Here is a 26,517-nt window from a genome sequence, read left to right as displayed (position 1 = left end):
CATAGCTATGGCACGTTTTTTTATTGATCGCCCCATCTTTGCGTGGGTGATCGCCTTAATCATTATGTTGGCGGGGGTTCTGTCGATCCGATCCCTGCCAGTCTCGCAGTACCCTAGTATTGCGCCACCGACAGTGGTGATCAGTGCGAACTACCCAGGGGCATCGGCCAAAATCGTTGAAGACTCAGTGACTCAGGTGATTGAGCAACGTATGAAGGGTATCGACCACCTACGTTATATCGCCTCAACCAGTGATAGCTTTGGTAACGCTTCTATTACCTTGACCTTTAACGCAGAAGCCGATCCGGATATCGCGCAGGTTCAGGTACAGAACAAGTTACAGGGCGCAATGACTTTGTTACCACAAGAGGTGCAATCTCAAGGGGTTAACGTTAACAAGTCAAGCTCTGGCTTCTTGATGGTATTAGGCTTCGTTTCGACCGACGGTTCTTTAGATAAGGGTGACATCGCCGACTATGTGGGCGCTAACATCCAAGATCCTATGAGCCGTGTACCGGGCGTGGGCGAAATTCAGATTTTCGGTGCCCAATACGCGATGCGTATATGGTTAGACCCACTGAAACTGACTCAATACAGCCTCACCAGCTTAGATGTGGTGAGCGCTATCCGTGCGCAAAACGCGCAGGTATCTGCGGGTCAACTCGGTGGTACACCATCACTGCCTGGACAAGAGCTAAACGCGACTGTATCGGCACAGAGCCGTCTACAAACGCCAGAACAATTCCGCAAGATCATTCTTAAATCCGATACGTCGGGTGCGAACGTATTCTTGGGTGATGTGGCGCGTGTTGAACTGGGTTCAGAAAGCTATGCAGTAGAGTCTCTGTATAACGGCAAACCAGCTTCGGGTATCGCGATTAAGCTGGCAACCGGCGCTAACGCCCTTGATACGGCGGCAGCGGTTCGCGCTAAAGTTGAAGAGTTACGTCCCTTCTTCCCTGCGGGGTTAGATGTGGTTTACCCCTACGATACAACGCCATTCGTTGAGAAATCGATTGAAGGCGTAGTACACACTCTGCTCGAAGCTATCGTACTGGTGTTCGTCATCATGTACCTCTTCCTGCAGAACTTCCGTGCGACCTTAATTCCAACGATCGCAGTACCTGTCGTATTGCTGGGTACCTTTGCGATTCTGTCGGCAACGGGCTTCTCCATCAACACCCTCACCATGTTCGCTATGGTGCTGGCGATTGGTCTACTCGTGGACGACGCGATTGTGGTGGTGGAAAACGTTGAGCGGGTAATGGCCGAAGAGGGCTTAAGTCCACTCGAGGCGACCCGTAAGTCGATGGATCAGATTACTGGCGCGTTAGTCGGTATCGGTTTGACCTTGTCGGCGGTATTCGTACCTATGGCGTTTATGTCGGGTTCGACTGGGGTTATTTACCGTCAGTTCTCGATCACTATCGTTTCTGCGATGGCGCTGTCTGTGCTGGTGGCCTTGATTTTAACGCCTGCACTCTGTGCGACCATGTTAAAACCATTGAAGAAAGGCCATGGTCATATCGAAACCGGTTTCTTTGGCTGGTTTAACCGTGGCTTCGATCGCTTAACGAACCGTTACGAATCGAGCGTGGCTGGTATTGTGAAGCGTAGTTTCAGAGTCATGATGATTTACGCAGCCTTAGTCGTGGCAGTGGGCTGGATTTTCATGCGCATGCCAACGGCATTCTTACCTGATGAAGACCAAGGTATCTTGTTCACGCAGGCAATTTTGCCAACCAACTCTACCCAAGAAAGCACCATGAAAGTGTTAGAGAAAGTCTCTGATCACTATCTGGCAGAAGAGGGCGTGAGATCGGTATTCAGCGTGGCGGGCTTCAGTTTCGCGGGTCAAGGCCAGAACATGGGTATTGCCTTCGTTGGCTTGAAGGATTGGTCAGAGCGTGAGGCGCCAGGTATGGATGTGCAATCCATTGCGGGCCGCGCGATGGGCGTATTCAGCCAAATGAAAGAAGCCTTCGTATTCGCCTTCGTACCGCCTGCGGTAATCGAGCTGGGTACGGCTAACGGTTTCGATATGTACCTGCAAGATAAGAATGGCCAAGGGCACGACAAGTTAGTCGCAGCGCGTAACCAATTGTTAGGTATGGCGGCACAGAATCCAAACCTCGTGGGCGTTCGTCCAAACGGTCAGGAAGATGCGCCAATCTATCAGTTGCATATTGACCACGCCAAACTGAGTGCCTTAGGCATTGAGATTGCGAACGTGAACAGCGTACTCGCAACCGCATGGGGTGGCTCTTATGTAAACGACTTTATCGACCGTGGTCGTGTGAAGAAAGTTTACGTACAGGGTGATGCGCAATACCGTATGCAACCTGAAGACTTAGACACTTGGTACGTGCGTAACAACAAGGGCGACATGGTGCCATTCTCGGCCTTCGCAACTGGTGCATGGGAATATGGTTCACCTCGTCTAGAACGTTTCAACGGTTTACCTGCCATGAACATTCAAGGCGCAACGGCTCCTGGTTTCAGTACTGGTGCGGCGATGAATATCATGGAAGACATGGTGAAGCAGTTGCCACCAGGCTTTGGTATCGAGTGGAACGGCTTATCCTATGAGGAACGTTTATCGGGTAACCAAGCGCCAGCGCTGTATGCGCTGTCGATTCTGGTGGTATTCCTCGTACTGGCGGCGCTTTATGAGAGCTGGTCTGTACCGTTTGCAGTAATCCTAGTGGTTCCGCTGGGGATTATCGGTGCCCTACTGGCGATGAATGGTCGTGGCTTGCCAAACGACGTGTTCTTCCAGGTGGGTCTGTTGACGACGGTCGGTTTGGCGACGAAGAACGCCATCTTGATTGTAGAATTCGCCAAAGAATTCTATGAGAAAGGTGCGGGACTTATCGAGGCGACCTTACATGCGGTCCGCGTGCGTTTGCGTCCAATTCTGATGACGTCACTCGCCTTCGGTCTAGGTGTCGTACCGTTAGCGATTAGTACAGGTGTAGGTTCTGGTAGCCAGAACGCCATCGGTACCGGTGTACTCGGCGGTATGATGAGTTCGACCTTCCTAGGTATCTTCTTCGTGCCGTTGTTCTTCGTGATTGTGGAACGTATCTTCAGTAAGCGCGAGAAGAAAGGTAAAGAAGAAAAGCCGACCTCGGCAGAGTAATCTAACCTAACATTATTAAAGCCCTGCACATGCAGGGCTTTTTGTTAGCGTATCGTTATAAGGATGGATAGCCAGTATTAGTCAATTCGGGCATATTGGCGGAATCATAATGGATAGGGAGCTTGGTATGTCGTCACAGGAACTTGCAGCGCTGGATAAAGCCATCGCCAAAGGGAAATGGTTTTTTATCCTAGTGGTTGGCGTGTTGTTTTGGGGAGGCATGACCTCCCTCGTGGTCGCCACTATCCATTATCTCACCTCAGATACATCCTTTTGGGGCGAGTTAGCTCGGGCACTCTGTATTTATCCCGTGGCAGGTATTTTATTTGGTTGGTTTGACTGGGTGCGGCTACAACGTAAAAGAGATAGACTGCGCGCCGAATATTATCAGCCGCATAATGAGTAACAGTGTGTTGGCTTTAGGAGCAAAGTGGTGTCATCGGTGAGAGGTTTTATGACTAAGCAGCTTATCATGGCAGTCGTTTGCCATTGTATCGCGCTGGGCATGGTCGCCTATGGCGCCTATGAGTTTTATCTTGAGCAACTGGCCGTTCCTGAGCTGACTCGCCTCTTTGCCGTAGCAGTATTTTTTATTGGCATGGGGCTCGACCCTAATATGTTTTTTACTCCCCTCAACCAAGTGATGAGTCAGGCCGAAGATAAATCGCCTAAGGCAAAGTTACAGACTGTGGTGTTTAATCTGGGGGTTTTCTTGCTGATCTGTAGTTTTTTAATGGAATGGTTATACGACTGAGGCCGTTAATCCACCCAAGAATTCAAACATCAAAAAGGGCGTCGAGCTTAGCTTCGACGCCCTTTTGGTTAGAGATGGAGGCAAGCCTCGGCTTAAGGCGTGTAGTAAGTGGCTGCGCCTGGCCCCACAGGCAGACCAAAGCCAAACACCCACAGGAAGAAGAACGCCGTCCAGCCAACAAAAAACACTAAGGTGTACGGCAGCATAGTGGCGATAAGCGTGCCTATGCCAAGGTTTTTCTGGTAACGGCAAGCCACGGCCAAAATCAGCCCGAAATAACTCATCATAGGCGTGACTAAGTTAGTCACTGAGTCGCCAATACGGTAGGCCGCTTGAATGGTTTCGGGGGCATAGCCAACTAACATCAGCATGGGCACAAAAATGGGTGCGGTAATGGCCCACTGGGCCGAGGCGCTACCCAGCATCAAGTTGATAAAGCCACAGATCATAATAAAAAACAGGAACAGGATTGGCCCAGTTAAGCCAATGGATTGCAGGGCATCGGCACCCAGCACGGCTAACACGGCGCCGAGATTACTCCAGTTAAAAAAGGCCACAAATTGCGCCGCAAAGAATACCAGTACGATATACAGCCCCATAGTGCTCATGCTGTGTGACATGGCATTGATAACGTCTTTATCGTTTTTAATGCTGCCAACGACCTTGCCGTAGACAAAACCCGGGATCGCAAAACAGATAAAGATAAAGGCGACGATGCCTTTGAGGAACGGCGAACCCGAGACTAGACCGGTTTTAGGATCGCGCAGTGGCGCACCCTCTGGCACGACTGACAGCGCAAGGATTGCCGCTAGCACCAGCATAGATAACCCCGCCCACTTGAGGCCGCGTTTTTCCAGCTCGGTGACATTGCCCATGGATTGGTGCACGGTTTCATCGGCATCATCACCTTGATATTTCCCCAGTTTCGGCTCGACAATCTTCTCGGTCACAAAGGCGCCGAGGAAAGTGATCACAAAGGTCGAGACAAACATAAAGTACCAGTTAACCTCGGGGCCGACGTTGTAGTCGGGATCGATCATCCGCGCCGCCGCCTCAGTGATACCCGATAACAGCGGATCGACAGTACCTAGCAATAGGTTAGCGCTGTATCCCCCTGATACCCCTGCAAATGCTGCGGCCAGCCCCGCCAGTGGATGGCGACCTAAGGAGTGGAAGATCATCGCCGCCATGGGAATTAATACCACATATCCAAGCTCTGCCGCCGTGTTCGACATAATGCCGGCAAATACGATAGTTAACGTCACCAAACGCTTCGACGCGCCCATAACGAGTGCACGCATCGCCGCGGATAACAGCCCCGAACGCTCGGCGATACCCACACCCAGTAGGGCGACCAACACAGTGCCTAAGGGCGTAAAGCCAGTGAAGTTAGTGACTAAGTTGGACACTATCATCCGCAAGCCTTCGGCATTCATCAGGCTGACGACATGGATAAGCCCATCGGCACCTCGGCCGTGGGCGCCCTCTGGGCGCGGATCGGTGACCGTTAATCCAAAGTAGCCCGCAATGCCTGACAGCAATATCACGGCGACACAGAACAGGGCGAACAAGGTAATAGGATGGGGGAGTAGGTTGCCTAAGCGTTCGACAATATTAAGAAAACGGACAAACCAGCCGCGAGAACTCATGTCGTCGGCCTGTGGTGAATTGACGGGAATATCGTTGGATTTCGAGCTCATTCTCTTGCCTCTGTCGACCTTTGCTAGCGCATTCTTTACCCGGGAGCAGAATCGATGCGGCGTACTTGGCAGAGCTATGTCTGGCCCAAGTGGTTGGATTATCGCTAAGGTGAAAGTTAAAAAATTGGCCGAAAAGTATGATGGTTAAGCTTTAATTGAAACTTAAATGTTGCAACTGGGGCTGTGCGGCGGATTATGGGGGGAAATGCGGGGTAAAAAAAATGGACTCACGAGGAGTCCAGTATTCACGAGCAAAAAGGTTGCTCTTAACGTTGTGCATATACACTATAGCCTAGTTTTTCTGTATCCAAGCTGAATAATCTCGCTGGTCATTTTGTTGTTTAATGCTCTGACCAGAGTAGCTAAAGCTAATATTTCATTGCGTTAGCTATCGCTTTAGATGAAATTCTTGGCCATTTATGTTTAGCTGTACCCGTTGAGACTAAGAACAAACCCTAAGGATGGAAGATGGACAAACTGTTATTAGGATTAGCGCTGATTTTTATCGTCACCTACCTTTGGTACGTCAGCCTAGTCAAAAAGCGCAATACCGCCCTCGAAGCCCTGTCGGGAATCGATGTGCAGTTAGCCAAGCGCGCCGATCTTGTGCCCAATATCCTCAAAATCGCCAAGCGATTTATGGATCATGAAAAATCATTACTCACTGAAATCACTGAGCTACGCACGCAATTAACCCGCAATTACAACAAGACAGATCCGAATGCGGTGAAAGAGCATATCGCGCAAGCCGAGAAGCTGAACGATAAAATGGGTGCCTTGATGGTGAGCGTTGAAAGCTATCCCGAGCTGAAGTCGGACAATACTATGCTCGAGGCGATGCAAACCTATAACGAGGTTGAAGCCCATATCTCCGCTGCCCGCCGTTTCTATAACTCGGCAGTGTCTGAGTTAAATACCGCCGTTGAGATTTTCCCCGGGTCGATTATTGCGTCGATGGCAAACATTAAGGTGATGCCATTCTACGAGGTGAATGAAGCCTCTAAAGCGCCGATAGACGCGGCGGATTATCTGTAATCCTTCGATATTTGCGGGGCCAAGATAGGCTCCGCAAACATATTAACTGAATGAATATACTCACCTTTATCTTAGGTAGTACCATCAAGGCTCAGCGGCAGGCGGCAAGATTGTCGGCCGACGCTTCGGATAGGGCGTCGCTGCAGGAGTACTACGATACCCAACTGGCGCCGCTCGCCGCCCGCTATGAAACTAAGCGCGTCAACAGCCTTAAGGCGACACGTAAACGCTTATATCTTAGTTTGGCGATAGTCGCAGGTCTCGTGCTGTTAGCGCTATTGGGACATAGCCGTGGACTCATGCTGTTTCCGCTGCCGTTGGTCGCGCTATTGGGATTAGGTTTTTGGAGTTTTACACCGACTCGGCAGTTTAAGCGGCAAGTACAGCAAGAAATTTATCCCATCATGTTTAAGTACTTTGGTGAGGATTTTATCTACAACCGCGAGATGCGCCTCGACATGAATCGCCTCAGTGCCGCTAAGGTGCTACCCAATTACGATAAGGCGAGCTTTGGTGATTATATTCAAGGCCAATACAAGGGCATCGAGTTAGTCGTCAATGAGTTAACCCTGACCAAAGACGTACGGGTGGAGGAGTGGGACGGCAATAAACGCCGCACCGTGACCCGCACCGAAACCCGCTTTCGCGGCACTGTGGTTGAGCTGAGTAGCCATAAGCAATTTATTGGTCATACCGTGGTATTGAAGGATCGCGGTGGGCTGGCAAATTTCTTATCCGACAGCCACTCAGGGCTGCAGAGGGTGAAGCTTGAAGATCCCCTGTTCGAAAAAGAGTTCGATGTGTTTTCAACGGATCAAATCGAGTCGCGCTATTTGCTCAATACCGCCTTTATGGAGCGCTTGCAGCAATTGGCTAAATCCTTCGATGGAGATATTCAATGCGCCTTCTTCCGCAATCGTTTGATCTTGTTTTTGCCAAATCGCCGTAGTCGTTTCCAGATGCAATCTATCTTCGACAGTGCTAATTTTTCGGCCGAATTTAGCCAGTTAAACCGTGAGATGAAGCAACTCTTTGCTATTATTGAAGTACTTAAACTAAACGAACACACGGGACTTTGATGCCAGCAACGCATTCTTCGCCACTTTGCCTTAAGTCGATAGCCATCATTAGCCTTGGTTTGTGGTTGGCTTGGGGAAGTGTTGCGGCCGCGTTTGCCGATGAAGCCAAGCCTAAGCCTCGTATTGTGGCTCGTTATTCTGAAAGCGGTATTGTGAGTAACACTGGGCAAGAAAAAGTCAAAGTTTATCAATATCTACAGGCCAATGGTGTCACGGCTTTTACCGATAAAGCGCCGACCACCAATGAGTATCAAATCCTGCTCTATGACTGCTTTGCCTGTCGTCCTGACTCCAAAATTGACTGGAATGGTATTCGGCTGTTTACCCGCAATTACGATAGCTTGATCAGTCGTGCGGCTCATAAACATCAATTAGACCCGGCACTTATCCGCGCCGTGATCCACGCCGAATCGGCCTTTAATGCCAGAGCCTTGTCACGTACTGGCGCAATGGGCCTGATGCAATTAATGCCCGAAACCGCCAAAGAAATGGGCGTGACCAATGCCTTTTTGCCGGAGGAGAATATTCTCGGCGGTAGTAAGTATTTGGCGCAAATGCTAAAACAGTTCAATGGTGATATTGCATTGGCCTGCGCCGCCTACAATGCGGGGCCAACCACAGTGACCCAATACAACGGTATTCCTCCCTATCCAGAAACCCAAGCCTATGTGGAACGGGTGCAAATTCTGCTAAAACGTTACCGCAGCGCCAAAGTCTAGCAACACAGCCACGACCTATTTAATGCTTAAAAACAAAAGCAGCGGACTAAGGGCGTGTTGATGTTTCAGGATTATTTTTGCAGCTATTTGGCGGGCGTTTATGCAAGGCAAAGTCCGTGTAGTGTAGTTATTCTACATAAACGGACGATAACGCGGCAGAAACGCCCGCCAAATGCTGCCCGAAGGGTTCGTCTGGCAAGCCCTTGCTCTTACTTTCTGTAATAAGAGCCGCTCGTCATTTGAGTAGAATAACTACACTTGATTCCTCATTTCGCGAGTACGAGCTTGCTAGAAAGAACAAAATTTAATCTCGAAACGCCAACACGCCCTAAGGTGACGCTGCTCTGCTGCATGCGGTGATGACGCAATAGGATTGGCTTATTCGCCAACTTCCCATTTAACGATGACATTGCCATCGGCTTGGCCTAAGTTTTTGCCGAGATAATCGAGCATCTCAGTCGCGATTTCATCCAGTTGCCAAGGTGGGTTAATCACCCATAGTCCTGCGGCTGTCATGCCAAATTCATTGGAGTCCGGCTTGATTGCCTGTTCGATACGTAACTGGCGCTTAATGCCGCTGCCGGCTAAGCGGGAAAGCATTTCTTCCGTCTGCGCGCGGTTGACTACGGGATACCAGAGCATAAATACGCCCGTGGCAAAGCGTTTGTGTGCCTTGATTAAGGTCTCGGCGACCGTTTGATAGTCGGTCTTAATCTCATAACTGGGATCGACAAGTACCAGTGCGCGGCGCTCAAGTGGCGGTACCGCAGCAATCAATCCTTTAAGGCCATCGCCCTTGATGACTTTTACCTGCTTATCCTGCTCGAAATACTCATCCAGCAGCAGATGATCGGTACCGTGCAGCTCGTGCAGCAGCATACGATCCTTCGGCCCAAGATCCATATCGATAATGGCAGGAGAACCTGGGTAAAAGTTGAGTTCTTCTGGATTGTCTTCATTAAAGTGACGCACCGCATCTACATAATCCTGCAGGGATTTTGGCAGATCGGTTTTATTCCAAAGCTTAGCTACGCCTTCGAGGTATTCACCCGTCTTCTGAGCAAACTCATCCGTTAACGCATAACCACCGGCACCCGCATGGGTATCGATATAGACTAAGGGTTTATCTTTCTTATGCATTAACTGCAAAGTTTGCAGCAAAATAGCGTGTTTCAGCACATCGGCATAATTGCCGGCGTGATAACCGTGGCGGTAACTTAACATGGAGGATCCTAGTTATTTGCAAACAATGCAAAGGGAGGCAAACGCATGTGGGCAATTATACCTAGGATGCCTTAAAGCGTAAAACGAATGCCTCAGTTAGCCGTTTTTTTCTGTGCTAACCAGTGGGTTGGGGTTTGCATTTGATAGGTTTTTAGCCACAACGAGGCTGGTGCAGGTTTGCCAAATAAGTAGCCTTGGAATTGTTCACACCCCAGTGCTGTGAGCTGTATCAATTGGGTTTCAGTTTCAATCCCCTCGGCAATAACATGCAGTTTTAAACTCTTTGCCAACAGAATTGCCGCGTTGACAATTTGCGTGTGGCGCTCGCTAATGCCGAGCTGGCTGACAAAGTAGCGATCAATTTTTATTGTATCGGCGCTTATGTCAATCAGCTGGCTCAAGGAAGCATGGCCTGTGCCGAAATCGTCGATCGCAATGGAAACGCCCATTCTCGCGAGTGTGTTTAAGCGTCTGCCAGTTTCTTTGTGGGTGGAAAACACTGAGGTTTCGGTGATTTCAATTTCTAAAATTGGAATGAGTTCGGGATGGTTAATATATGTCTGGATCAGTACCTTGAAGAATCGATCCGACAAAATATCTTGTCCCGATAGGTTGAAGGCAATCTTAGTCATAGGGACATTTTTGGGCCAAGCACGGATCAATTGAAGTAATTGCCTAAACACTTTAATGGCGAAAATCGCCTGCAACTGCGATGACTCTATGATGGGGATAAAGGTGCTGGGCATGATCATACTGCCGTCTTTGTCGAACATTCTGGCGAGCGCTTCAAAGCTAATAATATGCCCATCTGCCAACACTTTTGGTTGCAGCCACATTTCCAGTCGGTTGTGTTTTAGCGCGTCGCGGATTTTGCTTTCTTGCGAGGATGCCTCAAGTAAATTGTTAATCAAGCCAACGTAATACACCATAACTGGGTTGGCTTGGGTGGTTTGTTTAATGGCAATCAAGCATTGCTCGGCGGCTTGCTGCGGAGCGGATTTATGGCCAGAACTACAGCCAACGCGGCACTCTAAATGGTATTCAATCTGTTGTTCTTGCTTAAGTTTTAAACTTGTCGGAATGCGAAGACGTAATTGCGGTGCGAGCGTCTCTGGCGAGATGAGTGGAAGTTCGGTAAATTCCAGGGCAAAGGATGCACCTCTAAAACGATATATTTTGGCCTGATGGCCGAAGCGCTCTTTAAGCTCTAAGGCAAAGGCTTTGAGGATGGCATCTCCCACGCTGATGCCAAAGGCGGCATTAATTTGGCTTAGATTATCGATCTTAACTAGGGCGACTGTCATTTCCTGGTGGGCAGTACTTGGTGTCGGGTTATACCAGTGGTTCTCGTTGGGTAGGGCTGTGACTAAATCGTAAAAATGGGTACTGATATGGTGCTTTTTGAGTCGATTGAGTTCGAGCTCATGATTGGCTTGTGCCGTGATATCGTGGCAGTGAAACAGCAAGGTATCATGGTGCTCTAATGAGGCTTTTTGTAGTAGATATCGGCTGCCGCTATTGTGCCTTAAACGGGTATGGAATGAGGCGGCCAACAAATTCGTACTGGTATCTTGGTCCACTTCAAAAATATCACACAGGCGAGTGCGATTAAGTGTGACATCTCCTGCGATTTGTTTTGCCGCATTATTCAAGTTGAGGATCACTCCATCTTCATTACAGAAGAAGGAGGCCGTGCCATTATTGTCAAAGATTTCTGCATATTGATCTAAAGAGCGTTGCAGCGCGTGTTGATGCTGGATCATTTGCTGCGCATGGACTTTCTGGGTTTTTAACAACCGCATGGCCGACAACGGGATACAAATATTGAAAAACATAAACAACAGCCCGTTGAGGTAAGCGTGGGTCGCTGGCAGGCTAATATCGACATCGACAATAGGCGGGAGATTCTGGTTACGCAGCAGCAATAAGAAAGGCAGCACATTGAAGCACATCATCCAGAAGGCGACTTTTCTACCAAACAGGAAAAGCGCCATCAGCGGCAGCGTATACAGGAAGGTAATGCCTGCCTGCGACAAGGTAAAATCTGGAATAAACAACAGTATTGCCAAGCAGGCCGCAACCACCATGGCCAGCAAGCTGATTGAGCTCGCCAGCAAATACCGACGGGTAAACCATAATGCGAGAAATAAGACGGTTAAAAAACTGACCGTAATGCCAATAATAAAGCTGAGGTTGAGTTCATATGCGATCAATGAGCTATGCAGCACTATGCTGGTGGTCAGAATGGCACCACTTAGCAAAATAATCCGCAATAAACTGGTTTTTAATATGGTTCTATCGGGGTTTAAAAAGTCTTTATCCCTGATAAACAAAAAACCTTTCAGCCAGTTAAGCAAAAAATGTCCTTATTCCGTATGGAAGTCGCAAGGTTGGCTCGGAACAAAACATATAACACAAATCGCTAAACTGTTATATAAATAGATTTTTGCCTTTATCAATCAGTTAATTACACTGTGACTCATGTTTGAGTTTACCTAAGGTGGCTTAGACAAATTGACTCATAGAATAATGAGCATTAACAAGATGATTGACTGAGTTACATATTCACGAAGCAGATTTTTAGGCATAATAGCCATCATTTTGTTGCTTTGAAGATAGCCTGTGACTCCGATTTTTTTTAATCAGCAATTTCCAACTCTTGTGGACATTTGTGCCCGCTGGCAACTGGTGTTTGATGCCGATGCGCCATTCGAATTGCGTTTTGAATCAGACACCTTGACGCTACATAAGCGCGATGAGCCTAAGCTCGATGGCATAGTTGTGGATTTTGTCACTGGCGCGGTTGCCCATAGACGCAAGTTTGGTGGCGGTCGTGGGCAGTCGATTGCTAAGGCTGTTGGATTAAAGCAGGGCGTTACCCCAAAAGTGGTCGATGGTACAGCGGGCCTGGGTCGCGATGCCTTTGTGCTGGCAAGTTTAGGCTGCACTGTGACTATGGTAGAGCGCCATCCTGTAGTGGCCGCATTATTAGAAGACGGCCTGCGCCGTGCCTATCAAGATGCCGAAATCGGCGACTGGATGCGTGAACGTATGCAGCTTTTCCATGGTTCTAGCCTCGAAGCACTCGCCAAATTAGAGCAAGAGGTCGATGTCGTCTACCTCGACCCTATGTACCCTCACCGTGACAAATCAGCCTTAGTCAAAAAAGAAATGCGAGTCTTTCAAACCTTAGTCGGTGCGGATCTCGACGCCGATGGATTGCTCGCACCCGCCATGGCTCTAGCCAGTAAGCGTGTAGTGGTGAAGCGCCCCGATTATGCCGAAGACCTCGCTGGCGTTAAGCCCAGCATGGTTATCGAAACTAAGAAAAACCGCTTCGATGTCTATGTAAAATCGGCAATGAAGTAACTAGCCGAGTGTTAAATCGTTATACATTTGAATTTGTGTCGTGGACGGCATTCTTAAGTAGGCTGGCAAAATAATTCTGCCGAATGTAAAGATGATTCAGGCACTAACCTTCAATCGGATTGAGTATGAAGTTGTTTAATGAAGAAATCGTTGAGTTATTGAATGAGTACTTCAAGGAACTGCAATTTGTAGAGTCTATTCATTTGGCTTCATATGGTTTTACTATCCAATTTGTTGATTTTGGCATCCAATGCTGCGAGCGTGTGTTTGCTTCAATAGATGGTATGTCCTACGAATGGGATGATGCGCCGAATGCAGGCCCATGGGGTGCTCTTTGTCGGCAGCGTGCGAAAAGTGCCAAATTAATGAGTCCTTCGTTGTTGAGTATCATGTTCGAGAGTGGAGACTCCATTAGTATTGAAACAATCGAAAGTCAGTTCGAATCTGTCATTTTCAATTTTCCGCCACAAGGGAATTCTTTGGTTATGGAAATATTCTAATAAAACTAAAGCTTGAAAAAGCAATCAAATAGGTGTCTTCGGCACCGGATGCGCAAAAAAGCGTGTACCGATTTTTGGTGTTATACGATTCGATGAATACTCAAATTAGTAATTTATACAGCACATTTAGTGGTTACCCTCTTAAATTGCAAATTGAAGGGTGCTCTCATTGTGAATTGCAAAATTTAGATTCTTTATTGCACACAAAAAAGTTAACCCAGCTTTCTTGGGACGATCTTCAACTATTTATCCTTAAAATCATGACAACATTTGGTGACGTAGGCGATTTCAAACACTTTTTGCCCCGCATTTTTGAGTTGTACGTAACGGATTATTGGAACGCACCATGTGATTTTGGATTGTTTCTCGCAAAGCTAGAGTATGGCGGATGGGCTACATGGCCTGAAAATGAGAGAGAAGCCGTGTTGCGACTGTATGAGAATTGGATGTTGCAGCTTAAGGGATCAAGTTTGGCTGCAGACAAAGAGCTGCTAGAGGACATAGTTGCCGATATTGAATGTTATGAAGTGAAATTAGTCGTATAACTAAGTCTGCCAGCATCGTTCATTGTGGTCATTATTGACGGTGTATTTTCTTGATACTTACAGATTACGCGAATGCTAAAAAAGTAGCCATGGTGATTAGCGAGCCGACCGTCCGCCCCATGGACGGGGCGGTCGAGCATCCAAGGATGGACTAGCTGTGTGTCGGTGAGCAAATACCATGGTCCACCTATAACTCGTTGATTGCATATAGGGCTTTTAGTCACAGGTCACTCAGTTGTTTTTCCATCCATTTTTAACGCCCTCTTGTCCCTTAGTTATTGAGGATTAAGGCAATAAAAAAGCGCTAACCTAGGTTAGCGCTTTTGTTTTTGAATAAAGGTTATGTTTATCGCACTAAGGTAAACAGTGGGGTTTGACTGACCGCTTGAAAATCCAGCGCCATGGTTACACTGAGTGCTGTGATGGTAATAATTGAAAAACCAAACACTTGTCTGGCCCAACGTGGCATATCCACATCTTGACGATAACCTTTGAGGGCCATTGTTAGCCACCAGAGGCTGGTGGCACAGGTCACGGCCATAAAGGCGGTGCCTGTGTAACCTGCAAGTGGCAGCATGGTGCTGACCAAGGCGAACACTGCGATATAGAGCACTATATGGTGCTTCGCCTTGGCCATCCCTTCGGCGACTGGCAGCACGGGGATCTTCGCGGCTGCATAGTCATTAAAGCGGAAAATCGCGATGGCGTAAGAGTGTGGCATCTGCCAGAGGCTGAACATCAGTAATAAAATCACTGCGCCCATATCCATTTGCCCCGTCACGCTGCAATAGCCCACCACGGGCGGTACTGCGCCCGAAAAGCTGCCGACTAAGGTGCCGTAAACCGAGTTTCGCTTCATATAGAGGCTATAAATCCCGACATAAACGACATAGCCAATAGCGGCAAACAGCAGGGCTAAGGCATTAGTGAACAGAGCTAAGGTGCCAAATCCAAGTACGCCTAAGGCGATGCCAAACAGCAAGACATGGCTTAGGGGAATTTCGCCCGTGACGGTGACGCGTTTGCAGGTGCGCTGCATTTTGGCGTCAATGTCACGGTCAATACAGTTATTAATCGAACAGCCTGAGGCGACGACTAAGGATAATCCCACTAAGCTTGCCAGCATCAAGACCAGATCCACATCGCCCTTAGCGGCCAATAGGAAACCGCCAGCAACGGAAATCAGATTCCCGAAAATGATGCCAGGCTTAGTTACCTGTACATACCCTTTGAAGCGTGCTTTCCATTGCGTCGATGTCAATCTAGCTTGTGTGTTCATTTGCTGTGTCTCGTTACATCATCAAAGCGTTAGCTTCGAGAATGATCCATACCGACAAGCCAACCACCATCACGATGATCAGCGCGGTAAATAGGAAGGAGAAGGTGTTGATCTTGCCTTCCTTAGAGAAGTCCAAGTGTAGGAAGTACTTAAGGTGTACCAAAATCTGCACCAGTGCCGTGACAACGACGATGGCAAGCGTCGTCGATTGCTCGAAGTGATGGGTCATTACCGCCCAGAATGGGATGGCAGTTAACACCACTGACAGCACAAAACCGACTAAGTAGGACTTGATGCTGGCGGCCAGATCGTCTGCGCCATGGCTATGATCATGCGAATGAGTATGTGCGCCCATTACAATGCTCCCAATAAGTACACAACGGTGAATACGCAAATCCACACGATGTCGAGGAAATGCCAGAACAAGCTTAAGCAGCTCAAGCGAGTGATGCTGCGGTTGCCTAAGCCCGTTTTGGCGACTTCAATCATCATGATTGCCATCCAAATTAACCCTGCGGTCACGTGCAAGCCGTGCATGCCCACTAAGGTGAAGAAAGATGACAGGAAGGCGCTGCGTTGTGGGCCGTTGCCATGTTCAATCAGGTGATGGAACTCATAGACTTCCATGCCGATAAACACACAGCCCAGTGCAAAGGTAATGGCTAACCAAGTGAGGGTTGCCGCCTTGTTGTGGCGCTTAGCGAAAATCAACGCGAAACCATAGGTAATACTACTGAGCAGCAGGGCTGCGGTTTCGATCAGCACAAAGTCCAGTTCGAAAATGTCTTTACCCGATACACCGCCGTCGGTGTTCATATAGAGCACGGCGTAGGTGGCGAATACCGATGCAAACAGGATGCAGTCGGTCATCAGGTAGAGCCAAAAACCAAACAGGGTGTTGCCACCCGTATCATGGTGCTCGTGGTGCTCCTCGGCGTGAGCAACTTCTAAATCAGCTGGGATTGCAACACTCATATCAGCCCCTTACTACATTGTTTAAGTGAGCATTTTCAATGCGTGCCACTTCATCGGGTTGAACGTAATAGTCGACATCGTTGTTATAAGCACGGAATAAGAACACGATAAACGCGCCCACCATGCCCACAATCGCGAGCCACAGAATGTGCCAAATTGCAGCAAAACCAGCGGCAGTAATGCCCAGCGCCATTAAGATACCGCTCGGGGTATTTTTCGGCATATGGATTGGCTGATAGTGTTTGAGGCGTTGATAGGCGGTGCCTTTTTCTTTGGCATCGGTAAAGGCATCGATATCAGACACTTGTGGCAACTTAGCAAAGTTGTAGAACTGTGGTGGTGATGCGGTTGACCATTCCAGCGTGTGGCCATTCCATGGGTCGCCCGTGGTGTCACGGTTTTGGTCGCGGTCACGGATACTCACGTACAGTTGCACGAATTGCAGAATGATACCGACCATGATGATGCAAGCACCCACGGCAGCGATATAGATCCACATGTTCCATGCTGGGTTATCAATGTGGTTGATACGGCGAGTCATACCCATAAAACCGAGTACATACAGCGGCATAAAGGCTACATAGAAACCAATCTGCCAGCACCAGAATGACGCTTTACCTAAACGCTCATTTAAGTGGAAACCCGTCGCTTTCGGGAACCAGTAAGCAAAACCAGCTAAGTAACCGAACACGGCACCACCGATAATGGTGTTATGGAAGTGAGCGATCAGGAACAAGCTGTTGTGCAGTACGTAGTCGGCGCCAGGTACGGCCAATAATACGCCCGTCATACCACCAATGGTGAAAGTCACCATAAAGCCTAAGGTCCACAGCACTGGCACTGTTAAGCGCAGGCGGCCGCGGTAAATGGTGAACAACCAGTTAAACAGTTTTACCCCAGTCGGGACCGCAATCACCATGGTCATCACGCCGAAGAAGGCGTTGACGTTGGCGCTAGAGCCCATGGTAAAGAAGTGGTGTAACCACACGATAAAACCGAGGATCGAAATCGCGCCACTGGCCCATACCATTGAGGAATAGCCGAACAGACGCTTAGAGGTAAAGGTTGAAATCACATCCGAGAAGATACCGAACGCAGGTAAAATCAGGATGTACACTTCAGGGTGACCCCAAGCCCAGAACAGGTTGATATACATCATGGCGTTACCACCACCATCATTGGTGAAGAAGTGGAAACCCATGTAGCGATCGAGTGTTAACAGCGCTAAAACTGCGGTCAGGATCGGGAACGACGCCACGATCAGGATGTTGGCCCAAGTACAAGTCCAAGTGAAGATAGGCATTTGCATCAGCTTCATGCCTGGGGCGCGCATCTTAAGCACAGTCGCGATAAAGTTGACCCCAGTTAAGGTTGTCCCTATCCCCGAAATCTGCAGCGCCCAGATATAGTAATCGACCCCAACGCCCGGACTGTAAGCCAGCTCAGACAACGGCGGGTAAGCTACCCAACCGGTACGGGCGAATTCACCTAAACCTAATGAAATATTGATCAGCACGGCACCAGACGCGGTTAACCAGAAGCTGAGGTTGTTCAAGAAGGGGAAGGCAACGTCGCGGGCACCGATTTGCAGTGGCAGCACTAAGTTCATTAGACCGATCATAAATGGCATCGCCATAAAGATAATCATGATCACGCCGTGGGCAGTGAAGATTTGGTCGTAATGTTCTGGCGGCAGATAACCTGCGGCGCCATTGGTGGCCAGTGCCTGTTGGGTACGCATCATGATGGCGTCGGAAAAACCGCGGATCAGCATGATGAAGGCAAGTACTATGTACATGATACCGAGGCGTTTATGGTCAACCGAGGTTAACCAGTCGTGCCAAAGCACGCCCCATTTTTTGTGTTTAGTGATCAAGGCTGCGACGTACAGGCCTATCACGGCAACAACCGCAAGGGTCACCATGATGATAGGCTCATGATACGGGATCGCATCTAAGCTTAATTTACCGAGAAAAGACATGATTACTCCGCCTCCACTTGGTGAGTGGATGAGTGTTCTGTTGATGAAGTGTCAGAATGGGTTGAGCTTTCCATGTCGGCCATCTTCTGTTCGCTCGCCATATGCGCCATATCGTGGTGCATGCCAGCCATATTGTGGTCGGCACTCATGTGTTCCATACCTTCATGGCCTGCCATGTGCTCGTTTGAGTCCATGTGCATGTATTGCATAACGATTTGATCGAACATGCCGTGACTAACTGAGCCAAAGTATTCAACAGGATTGTTTTCACTCTTCTGTGCTAAGGCTTGGTAAGTCGCAGAGTCTAAGGTCTTAGTCGCCTGTTGTTTTGCCTTGGCTACCCAAGCATCGAAGTCGGCTGCCGTTGGCGTGGCAATGGCTTTAAACTTCATGCCCGCAAAACCTGCGCCGCTATAGTTAGCGGAAATACCGTCATAGGTACCGGGTTCGTTGGCAATCAGGTGCAACTTAGTCGTCATCCCAGCCATTGAGTAGATTTGGCTACCTAACTGCGGGATAAAGAAAGAGTTCATTGCGGTATCAGAGGTGATCTTAAAGTTCACTGGTACGTTCGCTGGGAAAGCCAGTTCGTTTACCGATGCAACACCTTGTTCTGGATAGATAAACAACCATTTCCAGTCCATAGAAACCACTTCAACCGTAATTGGCTTGGCCTCGTGTTCGAGTGGTTTGTAAGGGTCGAGATCATGGGTTGAACCCCAAGTGATCACGCCCAAAATCAATACGATCACAATAGGCACAATCCAAACCACGGTTTCAATCGCGCTTGAATGGGACCATTTAGGGGCGTAAACCTCATGATCTCGGCCATCGCGGTATTTCCATGCGAAGAACAAAGTCATGAAGATCACGGGGATAACCACAATCAGCATGAGTAGGGTAGCGATGATGATCAGGTGCTTTTCATCGACACCGATCTGGCCCTTGGGATCCAATACGCCGCCATCACAGCCTGCGAGCATCAGGGCTATCGCCGCGAATGCTACTTTACTTAAATTTCGAATTAACAAAGGAAGATTCCTCTAACCCTAAGGTTTACAACTCTGCCCAGAGAGATTGGCAGTAGCATTGAGCGGCGTTATCCGAAGGCAAATCCGAAAGTGGCTCGAGCGCGGCACAAAAAATGCCTGCCACCCCAATGCAAGATTGAGGATCGACTTTCAGCGCTTAATGCTAAATTTGAATTTTAAAACAGAGAGTTACAATGGTGGGGCGCGACAACCGTGCGCAAGGTGCTCGAGGGATTTTAGCCTTGGGGGTGCTAAAAACAGGGCAGCATTAGTTAAATCTAAGCTGTTGAAAAACTTGAAGCCATTGTCGAACAGATTCCACAATTGCTTAATAATCTGGGGGTTGAGCAGTAATATGCTCAGCAGCGTGGCGCCGAAAAACTCGATTAAAAATCCATCGCTCAGGGTGATTAACTCACCTATGTCGATACAGCCACCGACCATCACCGACACTAAGTCAGCAGCGGGCAGCACAAACAGTAACCCGAAGATCAGGGCTAAGTTTGTCATACTGAAGTGGGAGAACCTCGCTACGAGATTCAATCCTTCAGCGATAAATTGGCTGAGTGCGAATTTCAATTAACAGGTCCGGCTGAACGAGAGGAAATTGTTGGCTGAATAAAAATTCAAGCTGCAACTTTTTTGTGCGGGCGGGAGGATAACAAGAAGCGGGGATTGATTGAAAGTGGATCCCCGGCTCAAAACGGCTTTTGCATTAAAAAAACCTTAATTAAAACCATAATAAAACAAATAATTAACAAAATTAACTGAATTTATACTCATTACACTCGCAAAAAATAGGGTTAATGTGAGCTGCATCAGAAAACGCCTTGGGTTAAATGTAAACAATTTGAGCTGGAAAAATCACCTAAACTCGCTGCGCTTGCGCCCCATTTCACGGAATTATCTTTACCGCATTGATGCGGGTTAACCTCCCCACTCGTTAATGCCCATCCTTTGGCTGCGCTTAAGATTTGGCGTGAGTCTAGCAGAATTCGCCGCGGCAAACCGACAGTTAATGAAGCGTTTATGCTGGTGACCGACAATAGAATTGATGATTAGCTTTTACTAAGCTTGAGATTGATTTGTAGATTAAGGCATTATGTGACCTATCTGAGTTGCGGCTTAGTAATAAAAAGGGATTGGATATCAAAGCATTTGCTCACTACCTTAAGGTCAATCTACTCGTTGCCTTGGCTTACTTTGTCGTTGGCAAAATCGGTTTGTTGATTGCCTTACCTCCCGGTTATTCGGCTGCCATTTGGCCTGCGGCGGGTATTGCCATTGCCTCCTGCCTGATATGGAGCAAGTATTCGCCCTGGTTTGGTATCTTGGTCGGCTCTTGGCTGATTAACATCAATATCGGTGGTGAGATCCATCTCGGTTGGCTGCCCTTAGTGATTGCTGCGGCATCGAGTTTACAGGCCTATGTTTCTGCCAATGTGATCCGCCGTATCGACCCCTTAGTGACCTTAGATAGACCCAACACTGTCATTAAGTCCTGCCTCAGCCTCTCGTTAACCTGCATGATTGCGACCCTCTTTGGTAATGCCGCCTTGGCCGCCCATGGCACCATCCCCATCAAGGATGTCTTTGGCAGCACGATTAATTGGTGGCTTGGGGACTTACTCGGAGCGGTGATCTTTATTCCGCTGACGATGTTGATCTTCGATCAGCGCTCCATTTGGCGCTCAAGGCGGATTCAGACTGGGTTACCACTGTTTGTTGGCTTTTTATTCTGTGTCGGCATTTATTACTACTCGGATATGAACCAGCGGCAGCAGCTGCAGGATAAATTTCAAATTCAGTCCAATGCCATTATTAGCAATGTTGAAAGTTTTCAGGTGTCGAATCTTCAGCAAGTGATTGCGCTCGCGAGTTTATTCGATAATAGCGAGCAGGTGTCTCAGGATGAATTTATCCAGTTTGGTAAGCGCAACCAACTGCAATTAGATGGGTTTCGGGCTTGGGCTTGGTCACCGCTGATTGCCGCGACCGATAAAGACAGTTTCGAGGCCGCCACCCGCGCCGAGATTGGCGAATCATACCGCATTCGATACTTAGCCAATGGGCAACCCAATCCCGACGGTTGGTTAGTGCCGATTAAGTTTGTGCAACCGATAAACACCAGCCGTGCCGCCTTGGGTATTGACCTTAATGGCGAACCGACAAGGGCGGCGGCGATTGCCAAAGTCCGCGCCACACTGTCACCTGTGATGACCGGAAAAATTCAACTGGCGGAGGATCCAAATGGGCCGGGCGGGACGCTGTTTATTGCCCCCGTCTTCGACCGCTTAGGCAATATCAAGGGCTTTTGCTCGGCGGTGATCGACCTGCAATCGATTATCAACGCGGTGGAGCAGGTCAAAGGTTTGCACTGGCGACTCACAGACATGAGTGCTGGCGGAGCCTTACTCTACGCCAATAGCCAGAAGTCCTTCCCTCAGTTTCAGGGGAACATACAAAGCGATAAGATGGGCCAGTATTATCAGGCCAACTTAATGCTGGCCGATAGGCATTGGCATATCGTTATCTACGAGTCCTATTCCGAGCTGATGGGCGACACCTTTAGTCTATCGCTGCTGATGCTACTGCTGGCGTTTATCACCTGCGCGGTTGTCGGCGGTATGACCTTAGTATCTTCCGGGGAGCGGCACCGCATCGCCGAAAAGGTGGCGGAAAAAACCATGGCACTCTCTAAGGAGATCGCCCGTAGCCAGACTTTCCAAGCGACCTTGATCGAGAGTGAACAAAGGTATCGCACCCTGTTCGATAAGGCGCCCGTGGGCCACGCCTTAAAACGGCTAGAGGACGGGCAGTTTGTCGCCATCAACCAAGCCTTTATGGATATTACCGGTTATACCCTCGAAGAGTTGCAGACACTCGATCCTTGGGAGCTTACGCCTATCCGTTATCGGGTGAGTGAAACCGAGCAGCTCGAACGCCTTAAGCAGACTCGCCGCTACGGCCCCTACCAGAAGCATTATCGCCATAAGGGCGGGCAAATGGTGGCCGTGAGGTTAAATGGCTCCTTGGTCACTGCGGCCAATGGCGAGCAACTTATCCTGTTTATTGTGGAGGACATTACCGAGCAGGAACGCACCGTGGCTAGGGTTAACCTGCTGGCTCAGGTATTCCAGCAAAGCGGCGAAGGCATCACCATCATGGACGCGAATGACATTATCGTGGATGTGAATAGTGCTTTTACCCAAATTACCGGATACACCCGAGATGAGATCATCGGCAAAAACTGCCGCTTCCTCGAAGCTGAGCGGACCGACCGTAGCAATGATGCTAGAGTGCGAGCCGCCCTGGAACAGACCGGATTCTGGCAGGGTGAGGTGTGGGACAGACACAAGGAGGGATTTGATTTCCCTAAATGGTTGATGATGTCTGTCGTGCGGGATGAGACGGGGTCTGTCAGCCATTACATCGGTAGTTTTACCGATATCAGCGAACGCAAAGTCAATGAGGAGCGCATTCACTTCCTGGCGCACCACGACTCTTTGACTCTGCTGCCGAACCGCTTGAGTCTGCAATCGCGGTTAGAGACGGTTTTCAAAGAAGCCTTTGTCAGTCAGACCCAGATTGCCGTGATGTTTATCGATATGGATCACTTCAAAAATATCAACGACACCTTGGGACACCATGTCGGCGATATGCTGTTGCTCGAAGTAGCGCGGCGGCTGAAGAGTATTGTGAGCAGCGATGATATTGTCGCGCGCTTGGGCGGCGATGAGTTCGTGGTGGTGTTGTCCGATACGGACCATGACGAGGTGGCTAAGGTGGCAGAAGCCCTACGCAGTGGTTTGAATCAAACCTACACCATAGATAACAAGCCGCTGCATTCATCACCCAGCATAGGCATTAGCCTGTTCCCAACCGATGGTGACAGTGTTGAGGCGCTCATGAAAAATGCCGATATGGCCATGTACCGTGCCAAAGCGGCGGGGCGTAATAACTATCAGTTTTTCACCGCCGCCATGAACACCTTAGTGACCGAGCGTCAACAAATCGAAACCGGACTCAGGCAGGCGATTGCCCGTGATGAGTTGCGGCTGCACTATCAGCCGCAAATCGATATCAATACCGGGCAAATGGTCGGCGTCGAGGCGCTGATCCGTTGGCAACACCCCGAATAGGGCCTGGTGGCTCCTGATCGCTTTATCCCTATCGCCGAAGAGATCGACATGATCATCCCCATCGGCCAATGGGTGTTAGAGCAGGCGTTGGCGCAGCTAGCCGAGTGGCGAGAGAAGGGCGCCAAAGGGCTGCGGATGGCGGTCAATCTCTCGGCTCATCAATTGCGTAAGGACACTATCGTGCTCGATATCATCAACGTGCTTGCCAAGCATAAGTTGCCCAAAGGGGCGCTCGAGCTTGAAATCACCGAGAGCGTGGCCATGCAGTATCCCGAGCAAAATGCCAAGTTACTGGCCGAGTTGCGTCAGCATGGTATCGAATTGGCGATTGATGACTTTGGCACGGGTTACTCGTCACTCTCTTACTTGAAGTTATTGCCCTTAGACAGACTCAAGTTAGACCGCTCTTTTGTGAAGGATATCGAGAGCGATCCGAACGATGCCGCCATCAGTGCGGCAACGATTTCAATGGCGCATGAGTTGGGGCTGACCGTCGTGGCCGAAGGGGTCGAGAATGAGGCGCAACTGGTGCTGTTATCGGGCATGGGCTGCGATTTAGTGCAGGGTTATTACTTTAGTAAACCCTTGGCGGCCGAAGACTGTTCGCGTTTTATCGAGCGCAATTTTTAAGCCGTTTTTTATCCATTTAGAACTATACTTGGCTAAATCCGGCGATGGAAAGATGGATAAACTAAGGACGGCTTTATGCAAGTTATCTTCACCAAAGGTTCGAAGCGTTATGGTCAATTACGTTGCGTGCGCATGGATGGCAGCGCAACCCAAACACAAATGCCCGAGCAGGGCATAGCTCCCCATGACATGATCCATTATGTCGTTGAAAAACGACTGCATATTCAGGGCGCATTTTTCGCCCAAGTGCGCGCAGGCGCCGATATCAGTTTTTCCCTTGAGCACAACGAAGCCTCCTTAGCCGTCGCGGATAAAACCTTAATTTGGCAAACCGAGTCGATTGTCGAATCCCTGCAATCTTTGCTGTGGTCAGCCGATACGCCGACCTATGCCGGGTTTTTATACCTGCTAGAGCAAAGCTGTAGCAACCGTAAACTTGCGCTGCCAGAGGTATCTCAAGCGGACTTTGAACATATTATCAATGAGATAATGGAACTGACCATCGAATGGCAGGGCATGGGTGAAGGCCAGTCTTTGACCCTCAAGTTTTAGCTATTTGAACATAAAGAAAGAGCGCGAATATTCGCGCTCTTTTTATTGGTTGAGATTATTCCCTGTTGCGGCGCTCTTGGCTCTGTGCCGATCTGCCTTGGTTATGCTCAGGGCTGCGGGCCATCTGCATATTTTGGCGTGAATCATTCTGCCTGACTCGATTCTCTTCCCGCTGTCTTGGCGGCGCTTGGCGAGGCTGCTCCATACGTTGCGGTTCGGCGCGTCTCACTTCAGGGCGAGCTTCCGGTCTCTGCGGCTGAGTGCGAGGCTCAAAGCTGCGCGGTTGCTGCTCTCGAGTCTGATACTGGCGCTGTGGGCTGTCCTTGGTTTGTTCCCTCGTCGCTTTTGCCTGCGCTTGTCTTACTTGATTATCCTGACGGAAATTGTCGTTACGCTCTTTCTGGTAACCTTCTCTTTTGGTTTGCGCCGAGTTTGTCGGTGCCACGCGGCGCTCTTTTAACTCGGCCTGAGTATTTTGGAAGCTAGGCGTACGCTCGCGGCTGTAGTGATTGTCGCGGCTTAGGTTGTTACTTCTGTCCTTATCTTGGCGCTTGTCATAGCCCTTGTTGTCGCGGTTATAACGTGCGTCTTGGTGTTCCCTCGATTTGGCATATTGGCTGGTAAAGTGCTGACCACTGCCACTGGAGTGGGAATCACGGCCACGGAACTTACTATCGCCGTAGTAGCGCTCTTTCACCACGGGATTGTGGTAAACCACGCCGCGTCTGTGCTCGGGTTTATGTTTCCAAGGTTGAGCACCATAGCTGACTGAGTACCGCTCCCTTGGGCGATAGTGGTGGGAGTGACGGTGATCGACAACGACGACTCTGTGGCTGTGCCAATGGAACGAGCTAAAGAAGTAGTTAAAGGAAATATGGATCCCGGGTGACCAGTAAAAGTAACTATGACTTGGGCGGTAAGGGTAGCCCACATAGCCACCAAACTCCCAATAAACTGGGGGGTAGGCCACGCCCCAGCGCCAAGTGCCATAAACCACGCGGGGATCATAGTAGGGCACATACACTACTTCGCGCCTTGCGGGTTCTATGATGATCTGGTTGTTCGCACGGGTCACCGCCATGTTGTCCATATTGGCCAAACTGTTGGCTTTATCCGCTTGTTGTCTGAGCGATTGAATGCCATCCATCACTTGGCCTTCGTCGGCTAAAAAGGCTTCGCCGAGTTTCTGCGTCCAATCTAAGTCTTCGCTCATTTTCTCTAAGACGTTGGGGAATGCCATAAGGGCTTTAACACTCGGATCCCAGTCCTTGTCTTCGGTGCGAGACATCACCTCGTCGGTCGATAACTTAGGGTTATCCTCTAACCAACGCTGCGCCTGTACCACTTCGAGTGGATAGGTGGAGGCGATCAAAATATGGCTCAATAAACTATCGGGGTAGAGTGCAATGGGCGCAAGCATCTGTTCGAGTTCGGCTTGGCTCAGTGAAGCACTTGAACCTTGGCTGACTGATACGCCTGCGGCTTGAGTTGGCGCAGTGAACGGCAGGGCAACTAATGCCGCCGATAACACCAGCCATTTCCATCGATGTAATCTGTTCATGGTTCGCTCCAATAATCCTATTTGAGGATGTTATTGGCATCATAGGCGCGTGAATATGAACATAAGCTGAAAGTATTTTGTGTGGTAAAAATGCCAATAGCAGCACAAATTTTAGCTAACTCATTAGGGCGTGTTGACGTTTCAGGGTTATTTTTGCAGCAATTTGGCTGGCTTTAATGCAAGGCAAAGTCCGTGCCGTGTAGTTAGTCTACATAAACGGACGATAACGCGGCAGAAAAGCCAGCCAAATGCTGCCCGAAGGGTTCGTCTGGCAAGCCCTTGCTCTTTGTCACTCGTCA

The 26,517-nt window shown here is 49.2% G+C and carries 20 protein-coding genes and 1 pseudogene; 11 read left to right on the top strand and 10 right to left on the bottom strand.

The window, feature by feature from the left end; genetic code table 11:
- Positions 1 to 7: 7 nt before the first annotated feature.
- The 3 genes from SHD_RS05215 (at position 8) to SHD_RS05205 (ending at position 3,896) form a co-directional block, all read left to right on the top strand.
- A complete protein-coding gene (locus SHD_RS05215) occupies positions 8 to 3,142 on the top strand; it encodes an efflux RND transporter permease subunit (RefSeq protein ID WP_023266141.1) in 3,135 nt (1,044 codons plus the stop codon).
- Between the two features lie 109 nt (positions 3,143 to 3,251).
- Positions 3,252 to 3,548 carry a hypothetical protein gene (locus SHD_RS05210; RefSeq protein ID WP_023266140.1) on the top strand — a complete coding sequence of 99 codons (297 nt, stop codon included), beginning with the start codon at positions 3,252 to 3,254 and terminating at the stop codon, positions 3,546 to 3,548.
- A 48-nt stretch (positions 3,549 to 3,596) separates the two neighbouring features.
- The gene (locus SHD_RS05205; RefSeq protein WP_011624555.1) at positions 3,597 to 3,896 is read left to right on the top strand and encodes a hypothetical protein; all 300 of its coding nucleotides are present in this window, start codon (positions 3,597 to 3,599) and stop codon (positions 3,894 to 3,896) included.
- Positions 3,897 to 3,988: 92 nt separating this feature from the next.
- Here the strand turns inward: SHD_RS05205 and SHD_RS05200 are convergent, their stop codons facing one another.
- Positions 3,989 to 5,596, bottom strand: coding sequence for an AbgT family transporter (locus SHD_RS05200; RefSeq protein WP_023266139.1), 1,608 nt, complete (start codon positions 5,594 to 5,596; stop codon positions 3,989 to 3,991).
- Positions 5,597 to 6,064: 468 nt separating this feature from the next.
- Here SHD_RS05200 and SHD_RS05195 point away from each other — a divergent pair, with 468 nt between their 5' ends.
- The 3 genes from SHD_RS05195 to SHD_RS05185 are packed head-to-tail and all read left to right on the top strand — an operon-like array spanning position 6,065 to position 8,429.
- Positions 6,065 to 6,631: a LemA family protein gene (locus tag SHD_RS05195; RefSeq protein WP_011624553.1), complete on the top strand. Its 567-nt coding sequence runs from the start codon at positions 6,065 to 6,067 to the stop codon at positions 6,629 to 6,631.
- Between the two features lie 50 nt (positions 6,632 to 6,681).
- Positions 6,682 to 7,710 carry a DUF3137 domain-containing protein gene (locus tag SHD_RS05190; protein WP_023266138.1) on the top strand — a complete coding sequence of 343 codons (1,029 nt, stop codon included), beginning with the start codon at positions 6,682 to 6,684 and terminating at the stop codon, positions 7,708 to 7,710.
- Complete coding sequence (locus SHD_RS05185) at positions 7,710 to 8,429, top strand: lytic transglycosylase domain-containing protein (protein ID WP_023266137.1); 720 nt, start codon at positions 7,710 to 7,712, stop codon at positions 8,427 to 8,429. Before SHD_RS05190 ends, SHD_RS05185 begins: the two co-directional genes overlap by 1 nt.
- Before the next feature lie 378 nt (positions 8,430 to 8,807).
- On the opposite strand, the gene SHD_RS05180 is transcribed toward SHD_RS05185, so the two are convergent.
- Together SHD_RS05180 and SHD_RS05175 are read right to left on the bottom strand one after the other, a co-directional pair.
- Positions 8,808 to 9,653 carry a 23S rRNA (adenine(2030)-N(6))-methyltransferase RlmJ gene (locus SHD_RS05180; RefSeq protein WP_023266136.1) on the bottom strand — a complete coding sequence of 282 codons (846 nt, stop codon included), beginning with the start codon at positions 9,651 to 9,653 and terminating at the stop codon, positions 8,808 to 8,810.
- Positions 9,654 to 9,745: 92 nt separating this feature from the next.
- On the bottom strand, positions 9,746 to 12,010 hold the full coding sequence (locus SHD_RS05175; RefSeq protein WP_023266135.1) for an EAL domain-containing protein: 2,265 nt from the start codon (positions 12,008 to 12,010) through the stop codon (positions 9,746 to 9,748).
- Between the two features lie 265 nt (positions 12,011 to 12,275).
- On the opposite strand from SHD_RS05175, the gene SHD_RS05170 reads away from it, so the two are divergent.
- The 3 genes from SHD_RS05170 (at position 12,276) to SHD_RS05160 (ending at position 14,067) form a co-directional block, all read left to right on the top strand.
- Complete coding sequence (locus SHD_RS05170) at positions 12,276 to 13,022, top strand: class I SAM-dependent methyltransferase (protein ID WP_023266134.1); 747 nt, start codon at positions 12,276 to 12,278, stop codon at positions 13,020 to 13,022.
- 125 nt (positions 13,023 to 13,147) lie between these two features.
- Positions 13,148 to 13,522, top strand: coding sequence for a hypothetical protein (locus tag SHD_RS05165; RefSeq protein WP_023266133.1), 375 nt, complete (start codon positions 13,148 to 13,150; stop codon positions 13,520 to 13,522).
- 92 nt (positions 13,523 to 13,614) lie between these two features.
- Positions 13,615 to 14,067: a hypothetical protein gene (locus SHD_RS05160; protein WP_052030972.1), complete on the top strand. Its 453-nt coding sequence runs from the start codon at positions 13,615 to 13,617 to the stop codon at positions 14,065 to 14,067.
- A 346-nt stretch (positions 14,068 to 14,413) separates the two neighbouring features.
- Here the strand turns inward: SHD_RS05160 and cyoE are convergent, their stop codons facing one another.
- The 6 genes from cyoE to SHD_RS05130 all read right to left on the bottom strand — a co-directional run bounded on the left by cyoE (position 14,414) and on the right by SHD_RS05130 (position 19,843).
- Positions 14,414 to 15,346 carry a heme o synthase gene (gene cyoE / locus SHD_RS05155; RefSeq protein WP_023266131.1) on the bottom strand — a complete coding sequence of 311 codons (933 nt, stop codon included), beginning with the start codon at positions 15,344 to 15,346 and terminating at the stop codon, positions 14,414 to 14,416.
- A gap of 13 nt (positions 15,347 to 15,359) precedes the next feature.
- Positions 15,360 to 15,701 carry a cytochrome o ubiquinol oxidase subunit IV gene (gene cyoD, locus SHD_RS05150; RefSeq protein ID WP_023266130.1) on the bottom strand — a complete coding sequence of 114 codons (342 nt, stop codon included), beginning with the start codon at positions 15,699 to 15,701 and terminating at the stop codon, positions 15,360 to 15,362.
- Positions 15,701 to 16,321, bottom strand: a complete 621-nt coding sequence (gene cyoC / locus SHD_RS05145; RefSeq protein ID WP_011718747.1) for a cytochrome o ubiquinol oxidase subunit III — start codon at positions 16,319 to 16,321, stop codon at positions 15,701 to 15,703. The genes cyoD and cyoC overlap by 1 nt, the downstream gene beginning before the upstream one ends.
- Position 16,322: 1 nt before the next feature.
- Positions 16,323 to 18,302: a cytochrome o ubiquinol oxidase subunit I gene (gene cyoB / locus SHD_RS05140; RefSeq protein ID WP_023266129.1), complete on the bottom strand. Its 1,980-nt coding sequence runs from the start codon at positions 18,300 to 18,302 to the stop codon at positions 16,323 to 16,325.
- A gap of 2 nt (positions 18,303 to 18,304) precedes the next feature.
- Entirely contained in the window at positions 18,305 to 19,333 is a 1,029-nt protein-coding gene (cyoA, locus tag SHD_RS05135; protein WP_011624544.1) for a ubiquinol oxidase subunit II, read from the bottom strand.
- A 189-nt stretch (positions 19,334 to 19,522) separates the two neighbouring features.
- Positions 19,523 to 19,843, bottom strand: coding sequence for a hypothetical protein (locus tag SHD_RS05130; RefSeq protein ID WP_023266127.1), 321 nt, complete (start codon positions 19,841 to 19,843; stop codon positions 19,523 to 19,525).
- A gap of 632 nt (positions 19,844 to 20,475) precedes the next feature.
- Here SHD_RS05130 and SHD_RS05125 point away from each other — a divergent pair.
- Positions 20,476 to 24,105: pseudogene (locus tag SHD_RS05125) on the top strand (EAL domain-containing protein).
- Positions 24,106 to 24,180: 75 nt separating this feature from the next.
- The gene (locus tag SHD_RS05120) at positions 24,181 to 24,657 is read left to right on the top strand and encodes a hypothetical protein (RefSeq protein ID WP_023266124.1); all 477 of its coding nucleotides are present in this window, start codon (positions 24,181 to 24,183) and stop codon (positions 24,655 to 24,657) included.
- A gap of 55 nt (positions 24,658 to 24,712) precedes the next feature.
- Here the strand turns inward: SHD_RS05120 and SHD_RS05115 are convergent, their stop codons facing one another.
- Positions 24,713 to 26,218 carry a DUF3300 domain-containing protein gene (locus SHD_RS05115; RefSeq protein ID WP_023266123.1) on the bottom strand — a complete coding sequence of 502 codons (1,506 nt, stop codon included), beginning with the start codon at positions 26,216 to 26,218 and terminating at the stop codon, positions 24,713 to 24,715.
- Positions 26,219 to 26,517 lie beyond the last annotated feature (299 nt).

This window comes from Shewanella decolorationis S12 (assembly GCF_000485795.1).
GTDB lineage: Bacteria > Pseudomonadota > Gammaproteobacteria > Enterobacterales > Shewanellaceae > Shewanella > Shewanella decolorationis.
This window is presented reverse-complemented; position numbering and strand designations above follow the sequence as displayed.